Here is a 14,677-nt window from a genome sequence, read left to right as displayed (position 1 = left end):
GGGAATCGGGTTTTATGGATTCAATAATTATTCAAATTTGAAGCATCTTCGAATTAACCTCATACGTTATACTGAGGATAAGCTTCAGAACGACATATCTGTACGGAGATGTGATTGAAGTTCTCGTAGCATGTTACAAGTTACATATTTCACAAACGATCAGCGGGAAAGGTGAGAATGGACTTTATGAAGACAGTGACAGGCCGATTTAGAATTGCGGGCATATGGGAGGGGGTATCCTTACTTCTGTTGATTTTTATTGCTATGCCTCTGAAATACTTTGCAGATATTTCTTCTGCTGTAGCCATAATGGGCATGATTCATGGTATTTTGTTTCCTTTGTACCTTATTGCGCTAGTGCATTTGGCTGTGGTCAAAAAGTGGAAGATCACGCGCTGGTTAATGGGTGGTCTCGCCGGTCTATTGCCGTTTGGAACTTTTGTATTTGAATCTTATCTTCGGAAGAGAGATTGGAAATAAAAATCAATATGACTAAATGAAAGCAGGCGACTAATTCAGATGTTATCCGAATTGTCGCCTGCTGGTTTCTGTACAAGTGCTACTTTACTGTACCCTGTTGACGATCGGATAACAGGCTTACTCCAATATCGCCAGAAGCATCCGATACAGGTGCATACGCCGAGAAGGAAGTAACAACAACCAGGGCAGTGAACAGAAATAAGAATGATTTTTTCATACCATAACCTCTTTCATATGGGGATATATCCCATTTGATTTTAACGCACATAGACTATACTTGAAAAGTAAAAGTTTAAATGAGCAAGCTATTGATTAACTGAAAGGGTTGAGCTTCTATGAAAGATATTCATGAGTTAACATCCATAGAAATGGTTGAAGAAAATATTCAACAACATGAATTGGTTTTTTTGTATGTATCTCGGCCAGAGTGCAGCGTGTGCCACGCTTTACTTCCTAAGATCAGGACGTTGCTTGAACCTTATCCATCGATATACCTGGGTCACATTAATGCTAATGAAGTGGAAGAGGTTGCGTCCAAGTTTCTTATTTTTACCGTTCCAACAATGATCATGCTTGTGGAGCAGAAGGAATATATTCGAGCGGATCGTTTTGTTCGCTTGGAACGTCTGGAAGAGCAGCTGCAACAGATTCACTCCATGTATGTTCAGGATGAGGAATAGAAAGATAAAACTACAGGAACGGCGGCTCATACATGAGCCGTTTTTTTGCGCCCGCAATGGCGTATAGCTATAAATAAAGTGCATGATGCCTGAGCTCGCAAATTAAAGTGTTGCCATGAAAACGGTTTTATGATAATTTAAACATTATAAAAACGTTTTTATAGTAAAGGAACAAAACTTATGGCAAAGATAACGATTAAAGATGTAGCAAGGGAAGCAGGCGTATCCATCTCTACAGTCTCCAACGCTTTAAATGGTGTGGATGTCTTGAACCCGGAGACAAAATCACATGTTCTTAAGGTGGCAGAGCGTTTAAATTATGTGCCCAATCTGAATGGCAAGCTGTTGAAGTCCGGTCAAACCAAAATGCTCGGTTTTTTCACTACAAGTGTATCGGGTCCGTATTTCTATAAGCTGGTTGAGTCAATGTCTCGTGAATGTGATCGTCTTGGGTACGGGCTGAATGTATTTGTGACCAAGGATAAACACGTTATTATGAGTAATATTCTGGGTCGGCGGGTGGATGGTGTCATTATCTACGAAGAGCTTCGGATCGATGAGCAAGATATTATCGCCATGGAGAAAGACAAGATCAAGGCGGTTTTTCTGGATCGGGTCTATCAGAGTGATACGATGGGAAGTGTCATTTTTGACTCGTATGTGGCGGCTTATGAAGCTACCAAGTATTTAATTGGGCTGGGGCACAAGAAAATTGCTTATATTTCTGGCGTGGACACAATGTTTGACAGTGTGCAGCGTAGAGATGGCTATTTGGCTGCCTTGCGTGAATACCTGCTTCCAATTGATGAAGATTACATTATACAAGGGTACTTTGAGGAGGAGAGCACGTATAGTGCGATAAAATCTTTTCTTCATTTACACCCCGGCAAGCGGCCTGATGCATTTCTTGCAGGGAATGACTTGAGTGCTATTGGTTGTATGCATGCGTTGAAATCTGAGGGTTTTGAAGTGCCTCAAGATGTTAGTGTCGTGGGTTTCGACGATATTGATATCGCACAGTATTTTTCTCCACCGCTCACAACGGTAAGAAATCAAATTGCAAGACAGGGTATCCTGGCAATCAATCAACTGGTGGGTATGATCAAGGAGAAAGAACAAGGGGCTGCACAGAAATTGGCGGGTGAACTGGTGGTGAGAGGTTCAAGTCATGTGAAGATCGACCGGAAAGACTATCGTACATAAGTTGATTCAGCTTCTTCTCCGGTCTTTTTTTACATAAATATAAACAAAGGGGGTTTTTATGTCGAAAAATAAAAACGTTTTTATAAACATGCATGCAAGGTGGAGGGGAGTAAAAAAACGTGGATAAATTAGCCGTAGAGACATCAACCGGTAAAAATGCGATCAGTCCCAATGGAAAGAAACCCATCGGACAACGGATTAAAGAATTCATAGTAGATTATCGGAGACAGTGGGAGATTCAATCGATGATTATCCCTGGCATTATTTTTATGATTATTTTCTGTTATATCCCGATTTACGGTTTGACGATTGCCTTCAAAAATTACACGGTCATTGATACGCTGGCCACCGCTCCTTGGGTAGGGCTGGATAATTTCAGAATCATTTTGTCAGATAAATACTTCTGGGATGCAGTCGTGAATACGCTAGGGATCAGTTTTTTGAAATTAGGTATCGGGTTCGTCATTCCGATCATTCTCGCGATCATGATCTACGAGTTAAACAGCGGACGATTCAAGAAGTTTGTGCAAACGGTTTCATATTTACCTCACTTTTTGTCCTGGATTGTACTTGGGGGAATGCTGATTACCTGGTTTTCGACAACGGGGTTATTTAATCAGTTGTTACTTAGCCTGGGAGTGATCTCGCAACCGCAGAACATCTTACTGGATGCAGGCAAGTATTGGTGGATTGCTACGTTATCGGATATTTGGAAAGAAGCAGGTTGGGGAACGATTCTGTATCTGGCGATCATGGCAAAGATTGATCCTACGTATTATGAAGCTGCCAAAATCGATGGGGCAAGCCGTCTCAGACAGATCTGGAATATCACATTGCCTAACATGAAATCAATTATCAGCTTAAATCTGATTCTAACTGTAAGCGGTTTATTGGGATCGAATCTGGATCAAACGCTGGTTCTCATGAACTCCCAGAACCGTGACAAAGCGGAAGTCATTAATTCGTACGTGTACCGTATGGGGATGTCTCAGGGTGACTTTTCATATGCAACGGCCGTTGGCTTGGGTGTCTCAATCATCTCTGTCATTCTACTCGTCACGGCAAACAAAATCACAAGCAAATTAAACGATAATCAATCTGTGTTGTAGAAGGAGGCATCCCGCGTGAATGGAAAGGTGGCAAAAGAAGATCTCGATAGTCGGATCTTTGATACGTTAAATATGATTTTGCTAATCATCTGTACGATCGTTATTCTGGTTCCGCTCTGGAATGTCATCATCTCTTCCTTTAGTTCAGGCAAGGCACTGGCGGAAGGTGGATTCATCTTCTGGTCACCGGAATTCTCGCTGGAGAATTACAGAGCTGTATTCAATGATCAGGGCATCTGGCAGGCCTTCTTCATATCGGTGTCCAAAACAACGATTGGCGTTGTTACACATGTGTTCTTCTGTGCCATGGTTGGTTACGGTCTGAGCAAAAAGTACATAAGAGGCCGTAAATTATACGTTGCCATGGGTGTTATTACAATGTTCTTCTCGGGCGGCATGATCCCGACATACCTGTTAATCAAATCACTTGGATTGTTAAACAGCTTCTGGGTGTACATTATTCCGGCGTTGTTCAGCTTCTATGATGTCGTGATTCTGATGAATTTCTTCCGGAATGTTCCGGATTCGCTGGAAGAATCGGCCGAGATTGACGGTGCAGGGGATTGGCATATTTTCCTGAAAATATTCATTCCACTCTCCATGCCTGCCATGGCTACAATTGCGCTATTTAATGGGGTGGGGCAATGGAACGACTTCATGACAACCAAGTTATACATTACCGATCAGTCACTGTATCCACTTCAGATGATGTTGTACGAGATTATCGTTCAGTCACAGACACAATCCATGCAAAATGTCGGAGGTTCAGCTGTCATTGAAACAACGACCAAAGGCGTGCAGTTGGCCACCATTGTCATTACAACACTCCCTATCGTGCTGATCTATCCCATCGTTCAGAGATACTTTATCTCGGGAATGATGCTCGGAGCAGTCAAGGAATAGGAGCAACAACTATCCCATTTTGAGGAGGAACAAAAACATGTTGAAGTTGAACAAGGCATCAGGAAAAAAAGGGGTTAAATTGCTCGCAACACTACTCACAACCGTACTTATGATTACAGGTTGCAGTGGTGGATCGGGGGGCTCCAGTGAAGGAAACTGGGTTTCCATTGAAGATCGTTATACGGTTGACCCGGAAAAGCCAGCTTGGCAGTTGGATAAAAAGGAAGAAGCTACCGACCTGACGTGGTACGTCAATGCTGACTGGTGGAACACTGATTTTGGCAAGGACATTGTTACCAAGAAAATCAAAGAGGATCTGAACATCAATATTAAATTCATCACTGGTGATGATACCAAGTTAAACACCTTTTTCGCAGGTGGAGATATGCCTGACTTGCTGACCGTATTTGACTCCAATTCTCCTGTGGTGCAAAAGGCTGCAACCTGGGCTATGCCGCTGAATGATCTGGCGGAGAAATACGATCCTTACTTCAATAAAGTTGCGGCTGCCGATACATTGAACTGGTTCCAATTGGCGGATGGTAAAACCTATGGTTACCCGAACTATTCCAATACGCAAGAGGATTATGATAGCGGTAAAATTCCTGCCAAGACGGCATTTATCATTCGTAAAGATGTGTACGAAGCTTTGGGTAGTCCTGTCATTGGAACGCCAGAAGAATTCCAGAGTGTGATGAAACGAATTAAGCAAGAGTTCCCTGCGCTAATTCCGTTTGGATTCAACTCCATTGGTGAAGGAACAGGTTCACTCGGGGATACGTTGCAAGATTTCATCGGTGTTCCGTTGGAGACCGAATCAGGAGAATTCTATGATCGCAATCTGGATGAAGATTACCTCACGTGGTTGAAAACATTGAACACCGTGTATAGAGACGGCAATATCAGTGATGACAGTTTTGCTGATGATGGAACGGCTTTTGAGGAAAAAGTAAAGTCTGGTAAATACGCGACCATGCTGCTTGACGGTACACCTCAACAAGGAGGAAACCTGCAAATTTACATGAGTGCCAACCCGGGCAAAGAATATATTGCAATTGATGGTCCGCAGAGCACCAAAGGCAATGCCCCGACATTGAATCAATCCGGGATAACCGGGTGGATGATCAATTACATCTCCAAGGATTGTAAAGATCCGGCCAAGGCCATTCAGATATTCACATACTTATTAAGTGAAGAAGGACAGACACTTATGAATTACGGGATCGAAGGGGAGACCTTCCAAACCAAAGCCGACGGTAGTGTAGAATTACTGCCAGCAGTGAAAGACATGCAACTGAATAACGCAGATCAATTCAAAAAGGATTATCGGATGGGTGAGTTTATGTTCTTCGGCCATGATCGTCACAAAGCACTCAGTGCAGATGCTTTTCCGGAAGCGATTAAACAGATGCAGGAGTGGGGCAAAGGCAAGCTGAAACCACACTTCATTCTGGAGAATATTAGCCCAGATCAAGGTACACCTGAAGCTCGTGCGTTGTCAGCTATCAATACGAAATGGAATACGACATTGGTCAGCATGGTGCGGTCCAAGGATGCTGCCTCTTATGACAATGCATTGGCTTCTTACAAGTCATTTTTAGGTGAGAACCGTTGGGAAGAGATTGTGAAGGTACGCAGTGAAAAGATGAAATTGAACAAAGACAAACTAGGCATTCAATAATAGAAAAATGAAATATGAAGGAGAATCTTATGACTACATTCAAAATGTACAAATCAACAGGAGAAAATGAATGTTTTGTACCCATATCCTTGGATCAATTGCAACCTCCAGCACCTGATCTGGAGACCGCGACTATTCTTCTGGATGATCAGCTAACGTATCAGGAGATGGATGGATTTGGTGCTTCTTTTACCGACTCTTCTGCCTATCTGATCAATCAAATCTTGAATGAGGAGCAACGGGAAGAGGTCATGTCCCGCTTGTTCCATCCGCAGAAAGGTATTGGACTCTCGGTCATTCGTAACCCGATGGGCGCTTCGGACTATGCGAGAACGGTATACAGTTACAACGATATGCCAGAACAGCAGACAGATCCAGAATTAACCCAGTTCAGTATTATGCATGATGAAGAGGACGTTATTCCGTTAACGCAAAAGGCGTTGGCATTGAATCCTGAATTGAAACTGTTTGCTTCACCATGGAGTGCACCCGGCTGGATGAAAACGAGTGGATCGATGATTACCGGACAATTGAAAACGGAATGGTATCCTGTTTATGCCGAATATTTCGTGAAATACATTCAAGGGTATAGAGAGCATGGATTACCGATCCATGCCATCACACCACAGAATGAGGCGCTTTATGAACCAGGGCATTATCCCGGTATGTTGATGCCAGCGGAAGCACAAGCGGATTTTATCAAAAACCATCTCAAACCAGCCTTTGTTCGTAACGATATTCAAACCAAAATTCTCTGTTACGATCACAACTGGGACCAACCGGACTATCCCCTGACCGTACTTGAACAAGCGGGAGAGGAAGTGGATGGTGTAGCTTGGCATTGGTACGGGGGCGATGCTTCTGCTCAAACGAAGGTTTATGAAGCCTTTGCAGGCAAAGAAGTACATTTCACCGAAGGCTCGGGTGGAGAGTGGATTCCGCCATTTGAGCAAGCCTTCTCGAATGTGATGCGAACAGGGATCCACATTCTTCGTAATTACAGCAAATCCTTTGTACTTTGGAATATGGCACTTGATGAGAACAACGGGCCAACCGTGCCGGGATTTGGCCGCAGTACGTGCCGTGGCATCGTGCAAGTGAATCAGCAAACCAAGGAGCTTACGTATACACTCGATTATTATGCCTTGGCACATTTCAGTGCTGTGATCCGCCCGAAGGCTGTTCGGATCGAATCAACATCCAGTGATGATGGAATTTGTTCTGTGGCTTTCAAAAATGTAGACGGTTCCGTCGCACTAGTCCTCTTCAATGATGGAGATGGGACGGGTAACGTACAGGTTAAGCTGCGGGACGATACATTGATGAAGTTTCAGCTGGAAAGCAAGAGCGCCTTGTCCGTATTAATCAAAGGTTGATAAATGAATGAAGTTATAAATAGGTTTCATCAGAAACGAAAGCAAAAGAAGCGACGTCCGGAGAATACACGGACATCGCTTCTTTTGCTGACATTACCTGTGGATGGATCACCTTATAAAGGTTGAATGGCAAGATTGGGCGTTCCACTACTCTCATCAACGAACAGAATATATTGATTGCCAGCGGTCCCCGTTAAGACCAGACCGGGTTGACCTGCAACACCAGGATTGTAATACCTGAGCTGCTGTACAATCGGCAGAGCTACTGGAAGCACTGGTTGATTAAGTGCCATTAATTGTGTAGTAGCCTTGACGCTGTCTCCAGCTTCAATAACACCGCCTACACCCAGATTATTAACGATAGAGGAGCTGGCATTGATTTGGAGGCTGCCTGCTACGGTCTGGCTACCATTGACTTGTAGATCAACGCCAATGGTTTCATTACCATTGACTTGCAGATCCTGATTAATGGTCTGATTACCGGTGACAAGGATACTATCAAATGTTGGCAATGAGATCATCTCCTATATAGTATTCTTATATTCTATGAGGACAAGATTTGAACCGACCCGGGTGACTACACATTATATGTACGAGATAAAGCCCGTTTTACATGATGAGCCAGTGAAGCCATTAATAGAAGAAACCATGCCACTATTTCGTGCATATTGTAGCCAGAGAATGTTTTCGTACGGAACGGGAGGGTTTGCTATCCGGAAGAAGTCCAAAATGCAGGTTAGGTCCATAAAGAAGAATCGTTCAGTTCACGATGCAAACCAGTTATTTCTGAGACAGATGCATGCAGTACTGAACAGAAAACTCAAATCCATGCGCAAACATATGGCAGTACAGCAGTTGGATCTCAAGCAACAATGGTTGAAAATGATGCAGGAGGAACATGCATCTAATCGAGTAAAGTCCAAAGTGATCTATAAGGAGTTAAATGTGCTTCTGATTACACCGTGTAATGACCGGGAAATGTCATCACATTGTGTACTGATTGAACAAAGCCTTAAACATCTCGTGAGGCATGTAAATGAGATTAAATATATAGAATCCGTTTCAGCCAGTCTGTCTGCTATGGAGGTTGACCTGATTCTGATTGTTGGAAGTGATGAACAATTGCCGAATGAGAATATCACAGCTTTAAAAGAATCAACCACCAAAAAAGCAATTTGGTTGTCTCCGAATCAAAATGGAAGTCAGAGCGATGCCATATTGCCATGGTTTGATCACGTGTTTGTGCAGCATTCATGGTCAATGAGCGACCAGCAGCATCTGGCAGGCTCTGCTCTTAATGAACTATTAATGCCCCCTGATCCCCATATTTTCTGTCCGCAAGCTGTTCCCCCGGAGTATGAATCGGATGTTTATATCATCGGGGATGCAGAACCGGATGGCAGCATCACAACTTTTGCCAAATCGGGTCTTCTGGATAACAAAAACGTTCGGGTGGACGGGAAGGGGTGGACTCAGCTTGGGGATTTCTATCCCGTTCAAAGACATGAAGCTCGTCAGATGTTGTATAACGGAAGCAAACTGGTCATTCATAGTGGAGAATCAATCAAACATTTGATGGAAATTGCCACATGCGGGACGTTTCAGCTCATAGGGCCATCGCTGAATCAGAGTAACATGGTAGACCTTGGTATCTTTCAGCAATACACTTCCGGTGAAGAACTCATTCAGAAGTTTGAATATTACTGGCAGAATATTGATGCAAGAAGACTGGCCGCTAGCCATGCTCTGGCATACATGAAATACAATCAATCCCATCTGCAAAAAACACTTCGACTGTTGGATATCATTTTTATATAACCATCAAGAATCACAGGGTGTATGCTGCATCATGTTGCTCCATTGGAGGCGTTCTGAGTGAAGGTAATTGCGCTGCATCTACCCCAGTTTCACCGGATTGAGGAGAATGACCGTTGGTGGGGGGAAGGTTTTACTGAATGGACTAATGTAAAAAAAGCCACTCCCCTATATTCGGGTCATCATCAGCCGAACCAGCCATTTCAGGGAAAATATTATGATCTTTCCGATCCGGATGTGCGAAAGTGGCAAGCAGAAACAGCCAACCAGCATGGCATTTATGGATTTTGTTATTATCACTACTGGTTCAAAGGCAAGCGATTGCTGGAAAAACCGGTGAATGAAATACTGAGCAGTGGAGAGCCCGATTTTCCATTTTGTTTGTCTTGGGCCAATGAAACATGGACAAGAAAATGGGATGGCCAGGAATCGGACATTCTCATGGCCCAGAACTATGGGGATCAAGATGATTGGGAAGAGCATTTTAATTATCTGGTAAACGTATTTAAGGATAAACGATATATTCGAGTCGAAGATAAGCCGCTATTTCTGATCTATCGGCCAGCCAGCATTCCTCGATGTGAGGAAATGATACAGTTTTGGCGTGAATTGGCTCTGGAGCATGGCCTGAAAGGGATCCATTTTGTGCAGACCATTGGCGGGTTCCCTACATTTAATCATCAGATCTTTGATGCAAGTATGGAATTTGAACCACATTACACGTTTGCACATGGACATATGAATGGAATCTGGATCGAAATGAACATCGAGGGTCGGCAGCATATTGCTGTGAATTACGACAAGGTATGGTCCTCCATTCTCGAACGAACACCACATCGTAACGGAGAAATGATCTATCCAGGTGCTTTTGTCAATTGGGATAATACACCGCGAAGAGGCGTTGACGGCCAGAGTACGCTAGGGTCAACCCCAGAGAAGTTTGGGATATATCTGGCGAGGCAGATGGAGAGAGCGAGGACAGTGTACAATAGTGAATATCTCTTTGTTAACGCCTGGAATGAATGGGCGGAAGGGGCATATCTTGAGCCGGATCAAAAATATGGTTACACTTATTTGAGAGAACTCAAAAAAGTAATCCAGCAAGAGTTGTTGAACAGAAACAAGCACAATTAAGAGGGAGTTCCGAATGAGGGAACTCTCTCTTAATTGTGCTTGTTCATAAACCATGTTTCGTAGTCAGTACTGTTGTTTGTCTACGGTACTCCGTAGGTGTGAGCCCTGTATGCTTTTTGAACTGTCTGGAGAAATAGTACAAATCACTGAAACCGAGATGCTCGGCGATGGCAGTGATTGTGTTCGGGGTGCAGGTCAGTAATTCCTTGGCTTTATCGATTTTTTTGCCAGTAATGTAGAGGATCGGAGGAAGGCCAATCTGCTGCTTGAAGAATCGAATGAAATAATTCGGATGCATGTAGGCAATCTGGGCCAGATCCTGAACTGAAATATTCTCTTCAATGTTGGAATCAATGTAAGCCAGAATGGTAGATAGCTTCTCCATAACCGGCACGTTAATAAAAGAGATCTGATCCAGATCGAGATTCATTATATAGTGGGACAGTAACTCAGTCAGTTTGCTCTTGGCCATCATATGGGCATAGACTGAGTCGGATTTTGCATATGCAAGGATACTGCTGAAAATCCCCTGAATCAACTCAGGTTGATCCAACGTGCAGCTATTCGGGAATTTCAGAATTTGGAACAAATTGATTCCCCCAACCTTTGCACTAAAGTGACACCAATATTTGAGAAAAGGACGGTCATTAATGGCAGAGTAGGATTGTTTGATTCCTTCCGGCATTAAAATAAGCTGATTAGGCGCAGGGTAAAACTCTTCGTTCCCAATCTTGAGCCAGCCTTCACCTTCACATATGAAATAAAACTTGCTGTAATCAGGTGTATAATCCAGATCTCTCCAATCGATGTCGCAACGATTATAGTTGACCATGAATAATTCAACTTGCAGATTGGACAGGTAGTTTGTAAGCAACGTTTGGTGGTTCATGTTATTCATCTCCATACAAGGTTAGTATTGTCCATCTAAAAGTTAGTGTTCTGCATGTTTAACCTTTGGCCGTAACACTACAATACAAGTGCAGACGATAACGGAGGGAATGAGAACAGTTCATGGACAAAAAGGAATATTTGCAACAGATCGAAGCAACAATTGCGAACGGTAAATTTAAGGACAACTGGAGTTCGCTCAGCGCTTTCCAAGTTCCAGAATGGTACCCAAAAGCGAAATTCGGTATATTCATCCACTGGGGGCTGTATTCCGTCCCGGCTTATGATAGCGAATGGTATTCGCGAAATATGTATATTCAAGGCTCCAAGGCTTATGAACATCACCTTGCGGTGTATGGACCTCATAAGGACTTTGGCTATAAAGACTTCATCCCGATGTTTCGTGCAGAGAAGTTTGATGCCGATGAATGGGCAACTTTATTTAAACAGGCCGGAGCCAAATATGTTATGCCTGTAGCTGAGCACCATGATGGTTTTCAGATGTACAAGAGCTCTATCTCTCACTATAACACATATGAAATGGGCCCCAAACGAGATATTCTGGGCGAGATGAAGGTTGCATATGAGAAGCAGGGATTAACCTTATGTGTATCGTCCCACCGTGCGGAGCATTGGTTCTTCATGTCTCACGGGAAGGAATTCGAGTCAGATATTCAAGAGCCCCTGAAACGTGGTGATTTCTATTGGCCTGCCATGCCAGAACCGGATCATCATGATCTGTATGGTTCGCCTCCGACCGAGGAGTATCTGGAAGACTGGTTGATTCGCTGCTGTGAACTGGTAGATCAATATCAGCCTAAGGTATTCTATTTCGATTGGTGGATTCAAACGGTTGCATTCAAACCCTATTTGAAGAAATTTGCGGCCTATTATTATAACAAAGGCGAAGAATGGGGCGAGCCTGTTGCGATCAATTATAAACATGAGGCCTATATGTTTGGCAGTGCCGTTCCGGATGTGGAGCGGGGACAATTCGCTGAGCTTAAGCCCTATTTTTGGCAAACCGATACGGCTGTCGCTAAAAACTCATGGTGTTATACGGAAAATAATAACTATAAAACGGCCGAGGAGATTATTCGGGATCTCGTCGATATTGTAAGCAAAAACGGAAATCTTCTGCTGAACATTGGCCCCAAAGCAGACGGCAGTATACCGGATGAAGATCGCGACATTTTGCTGAGCATCGGCAAGTGGCTTGAAGTGAATGGAGAAGCGATCTATGACACGACATTCTGGCGTACGTTTGGAGAGGGTCCAACCGAGGTGAAGGAAGGGCAATTTACGGATGGGGATACCAAGGCGTTTACGAGTGAAGATATACGGTTTACGATAAAAGAAAGCAGTCTGTATGCCACGGTTCTTGCCTACCCGGATAACGGAGTGATTCACATTAAATCGCTGAAGGAAGGTTCTCACCATTTTCAAGGGGTCATTCAAGATATTCAAGTACTTGGCTATGAAGAACAGCCGCAATGGGAGAGAACAGCGGACGCACTGACGATCACAACGACAACTGTGAAGAGTAATGCACCGATTGTTTTCAAAATTGAATTGGATTAATCTCAAAGATCATTTTCAATACTGTTTTTATAAAAAGGGCGCATCCAGGAGTATTGTTCTCATTGGATAGCGCTCTTTTGGTTGGGCTATACATAGGGCTGACTTCCGTGCAAAATCCTCTCCATGATAATGGAGGTTCCTCCAAGCTGAAAACTGTAATTCGGAAATTTACTTATATAATAATCACGAAATTCTTGCTTGTTAAATATACTGATATCATCAAACCAGTGATGTTCGCCTATGGAATGATTGAGACTCACTAAGGAGGATCTGCAAAAAAGATGAAACCAAAGAAACGCATCAGTTGGAGCGGATTTAAGAAAAAAAAAGCTGAGGACTGTGACCATCCCCAAGAGCAGCACAAAGAACATCACCACGAGCATCATCATAACCACCACAATCATCACCACAATAACCACCATCATAAGTGTTTTGACAAAGAAGCCGAATTGCTTCTCAAATTAATTGGTGAGTTGAAGGGAGCAATTGTACAGGTTTTTGCCAATCCCACGCCTCATAATGTTTCACTTCTGATTGAGGTACTGCGTAAATTACTGGCTCTGGTTCATCATTCGGATTTGAAAAAGGGAACCAAGGCAGATCTCGAAGCGGTCTTGGAGCTTACCATTGTATCTGCAGAGGCCGTTCCATTTTCTCCGATCAGTGTAGGAACCAATTTGCAGCAATTGCTGGATGTGCTCCTATCTGTCATTTTACAGGGGAATATCGATTCGGCTGAGAAAGATCAACTGGTCATTTTGATCCGGGCGACCGAATTGGCTATCACAACAGGGCTTAGAAACATAGGGAGTCAAGGTCCGGCAGGACCTGCAGGACCAGCGGGTCCTCAGGGCGTACCTGGTCCACAAGGCCCGGCAGGCGTTGCTGGTTCTCAGGGTGGTGTAGGTCCAGCTGGTACACCGGGAGCTGCTGGTGCCCAGGGACCAGCAGGTGCGACAGGTGTTACTGGAGCAACGGGTGCGGCAGGCCCAGCAGGTGGCGCAACAGGAGCGACAGGTGATCCTGGCGTAGCAGGCGCCACCGGAGTAACCGGGGCTACCGGGGCAACGGGTGACCCAGGTTTGGCGGGAGCGACGGGTGTGACAGGAAATACAGGTGCAGCCGGAATTGCAGGAGTAACCGGGGCTACCGGAGCAACTGGCAGCACTGGTGTTACTGGGGCTACGGGTTCGGGAGCTATTATACCGTTTGCTTCTGGCGGACCTGCCATATTGACAACCATTGCTGGTGGACTGGTTGGAACGACAAGCCTTATCGGTTTCGGCAGCTCGGCAACAGGAGTCAGTATTCTTGGTGGCACGATTGATTTAACGGGAACGATTGTCGGACCACTTATAAACTTTGCGTTCTCTGTTCCACGGGATGGCGTTATAACTTCGATTGCTGCCTATTTCAGTACCACAGCAGCCTTGGCCTTGGTTGGTTCAACGGTGACCATCACTGCGCAATTATTCAGTTCACCTACTCCTGATAATGCATTTACTGCAGTTCCGGGGGCGGTCGTTACACTGGCACCTCCACTCACCGGTATTATTGCATTGGGTAGTATTTCCAACGGCATAACAACCGGATTGGCTATACCTGTGACTGCACAGACACGTCTTCTGCTTGTATTCTCCGCAACGGCAACTGGACTTAGTCTTGTGAATACCGTTGTTGGCTATGCAAGTGGCGGCGTGAACATTACATGATGAGATATAAATTTTGATCTGGGGTCGACTCAATCGTTTCTTTAAAAATCATAAAGAAACCCCATGACTCATATGAGCCATGGGGTTAGAACTTTTATAAATAGCTGTGATATCT

Annotated in this window: 14 protein-coding genes; 11 read left to right on the top strand and 3 right to left on the bottom strand. The window is 44.1% G+C overall.

The window, feature by feature from the left end:
* Positions 1-186 precede the first annotated feature (186 nt).
* Positions 187-480 (top strand): DUF3817 domain-containing protein, encoded by a 294-nt coding sequence (locus IFU39_RS06740; protein ID WP_091017704.1) that lies wholly within the window; start codon positions 187-189, stop codon positions 478-480.
* A gap of 79 nt (positions 481-559) precedes the next feature.
* On the opposite strand, the gene IFU39_RS06735 is transcribed toward IFU39_RS06740, so the two are convergent.
* Positions 560-697 (bottom strand): hypothetical protein, encoded by a 138-nt coding sequence (locus tag IFU39_RS06735; RefSeq protein ID WP_179198532.1) that lies wholly within the window; start codon positions 695-697, stop codon positions 560-562.
* Positions 698-815: 118 nt separating this feature from the next.
* Between IFU39_RS06735 and IFU39_RS06730 the strand changes: the two genes are divergently transcribed.
* The 6 genes from IFU39_RS06730 to IFU39_RS06705 all read left to right on the top strand — a co-directional run bounded on the left by IFU39_RS06730 (position 816) and on the right by IFU39_RS06705 (position 7,432).
* The gene (locus IFU39_RS06730; RefSeq protein WP_192131771.1) at positions 816-1,160 is read left to right on the top strand and encodes a thioredoxin family protein; all 345 of its coding nucleotides are present in this window, start codon (positions 816-818) and stop codon (positions 1,158-1,160) included.
* 180 nt (positions 1,161-1,340) lie between these two features.
* On the top strand, positions 1,341-2,363 hold the full coding sequence (locus IFU39_RS06725) for a LacI family DNA-binding transcriptional regulator (protein WP_192131769.1): 1,023 nt from the start codon (positions 1,341-1,343) through the stop codon (positions 2,361-2,363).
* 119 nt (positions 2,364-2,482) lie between these two features.
* On the top strand, positions 2,483-3,472 hold the full coding sequence (locus tag IFU39_RS06720; RefSeq protein ID WP_200868492.1) for an ABC transporter permease: 990 nt from the start codon (positions 2,483-2,485) through the stop codon (positions 3,470-3,472).
* A gap of 15 nt (positions 3,473-3,487) precedes the next feature.
* Positions 3,488-4,375 (top strand): ABC transporter permease subunit, encoded by an 888-nt coding sequence (locus IFU39_RS06715; RefSeq protein WP_192131767.1) that lies wholly within the window; start codon positions 3,488-3,490, stop codon positions 4,373-4,375.
* Positions 4,376-4,412: 37 nt separating this feature from the next.
* Positions 4,413-6,056, top strand: coding sequence for a sugar ABC transporter substrate-binding protein (locus IFU39_RS06710; RefSeq protein WP_192131765.1), 1,644 nt, complete (start codon positions 4,413-4,415; stop codon positions 6,054-6,056).
* Between the two features lie 29 nt (positions 6,057-6,085).
* Positions 6,086-7,432 carry a glycoside hydrolase family 30 protein gene (locus IFU39_RS06705; RefSeq protein WP_192131763.1) on the top strand — a complete coding sequence of 449 codons (1,347 nt, stop codon included), beginning with the start codon at positions 6,086-6,088 and terminating at the stop codon, positions 7,430-7,432.
* Positions 7,433-7,545: 113 nt separating this feature from the next.
* On the opposite strand, the gene IFU39_RS06700 is transcribed toward IFU39_RS06705, so the two are convergent.
* The gene (locus IFU39_RS06700) at positions 7,546-7,953 is read right to left on the bottom strand and encodes a hypothetical protein (protein WP_244660886.1); all 408 of its coding nucleotides are present in this window, start codon (positions 7,951-7,953) and stop codon (positions 7,546-7,548) included.
* A gap of 307 nt (positions 7,954-8,260) precedes the next feature.
* Here IFU39_RS06700 and IFU39_RS06695 point away from each other — a divergent pair, with 307 nt between their 5' ends.
* Together IFU39_RS06695 and IFU39_RS06690 are read left to right on the top strand one after the other, a co-directional pair.
* Positions 8,261-9,250, top strand: coding sequence for a hypothetical protein (locus tag IFU39_RS06695; protein ID WP_192131761.1), 990 nt, complete (start codon positions 8,261-8,263; stop codon positions 9,248-9,250).
* A 57-nt stretch (positions 9,251-9,307) separates the two neighbouring features.
* A complete protein-coding gene (locus IFU39_RS06690; RefSeq protein ID WP_192131759.1) occupies positions 9,308-10,381 on the top strand; it encodes a glycoside hydrolase family 99-like domain-containing protein in 1,074 nt (357 codons plus the stop codon).
* A 43-nt stretch (positions 10,382-10,424) separates the two neighbouring features.
* Here the strand turns inward: IFU39_RS06690 and IFU39_RS06685 are convergent, their stop codons facing one another.
* Positions 10,425-11,270, bottom strand: a complete 846-nt coding sequence (locus IFU39_RS06685; RefSeq protein WP_192131757.1) for an AraC family transcriptional regulator — start codon at positions 11,268-11,270, stop codon at positions 10,425-10,427.
* A gap of 122 nt (positions 11,271-11,392) precedes the next feature.
* On the opposite strand from IFU39_RS06685, the gene IFU39_RS06680 reads away from it, so the two are divergent.
* Both IFU39_RS06680 and IFU39_RS33195 read left to right on the top strand, forming a co-directional pair.
* Complete coding sequence (locus tag IFU39_RS06680) at positions 11,393-12,850, top strand: alpha-L-fucosidase (protein WP_091016592.1); 1,458 nt, start codon at positions 11,393-11,395, stop codon at positions 12,848-12,850.
* Between the two features lie 281 nt (positions 12,851-13,131).
* Complete coding sequence (locus IFU39_RS33195) at positions 13,132-14,562, top strand: exosporium glycoprotein BclB-related protein (RefSeq protein ID WP_192131755.1); 1,431 nt, start codon at positions 13,132-13,134, stop codon at positions 14,560-14,562.
* Positions 14,563-14,677 lie beyond the last annotated feature (115 nt).

Source organism: Paenibacillus sp. CFBP 13594, from assembly GCF_014842675.1.
Classification (GTDB): Bacteria; Bacillota; Bacilli; order Paenibacillales; family Paenibacillaceae; genus Paenibacillus; species Paenibacillus amylolyticus_B.
The sequence above is the reverse complement of the archived record's forward strand: the minus strand, read 5'-3'. Positions and strand labels throughout refer to the sequence as shown.

Excerpts from the sequence above, each read along its gene's own strand:
- IFU39_RS06740 (WP_091017704.1), top strand. The coding sequence starts at position 187 with ATGAAGACAGTGACAGGCCGATTTAGAATTGCGGGCATATGGGAGGGG.
- IFU39_RS06735 (WP_179198532.1), bottom strand. The coding sequence starts at position 697 with ATGAAAAAATCATTCTTATTTCTGTTCACTGCCCTGGTTGTTGTTACT.
- IFU39_RS06730 (WP_192131771.1), top strand. The coding sequence starts at position 816 with ATGAAAGATATTCATGAGTTAACATCCATAGAAATGGTTGAAGAAAAT.
- IFU39_RS06725 (WP_192131769.1), top strand. The coding sequence starts at position 1,341 with ATGGCAAAGATAACGATTAAAGATGTAGCAAGGGAAGCAGGCGTATCC.
- IFU39_RS06710 (WP_192131765.1), top strand. The coding sequence starts at position 4,413 with ATGTTGAAGTTGAACAAGGCATCAGGAAAAAAAGGGGTTAAATTGCTC.
- IFU39_RS06705 (WP_192131763.1), top strand. The coding sequence starts at position 6,086 with ATGACTACATTCAAAATGTACAAATCAACAGGAGAAAATGAATGTTTT.
- IFU39_RS06700 (WP_244660886.1), bottom strand. The coding sequence starts at position 7,953 with ATGATCTCATTGCCAACATTTGATAGTATCCTTGTCACCGGTAATCAG.
- IFU39_RS06695 (WP_192131761.1), top strand. The coding sequence starts at position 8,261 with ATGCGCAAACATATGGCAGTACAGCAGTTGGATCTCAAGCAACAATGG.
- IFU39_RS06685 (WP_192131757.1), bottom strand. The coding sequence starts at position 11,270 with ATGAACCACCAAACGTTGCTTACAAACTACCTGTCCAATCTGCAAGTT.
- IFU39_RS06680 (WP_091016592.1), top strand. The coding sequence starts at position 11,393 with ATGGACAAAAAGGAATATTTGCAACAGATCGAAGCAACAATTGCGAAC.
- IFU39_RS33195 (WP_192131755.1), top strand. The coding sequence starts at position 13,132 with ATGAAACCAAAGAAACGCATCAGTTGGAGCGGATTTAAGAAAAAAAAA.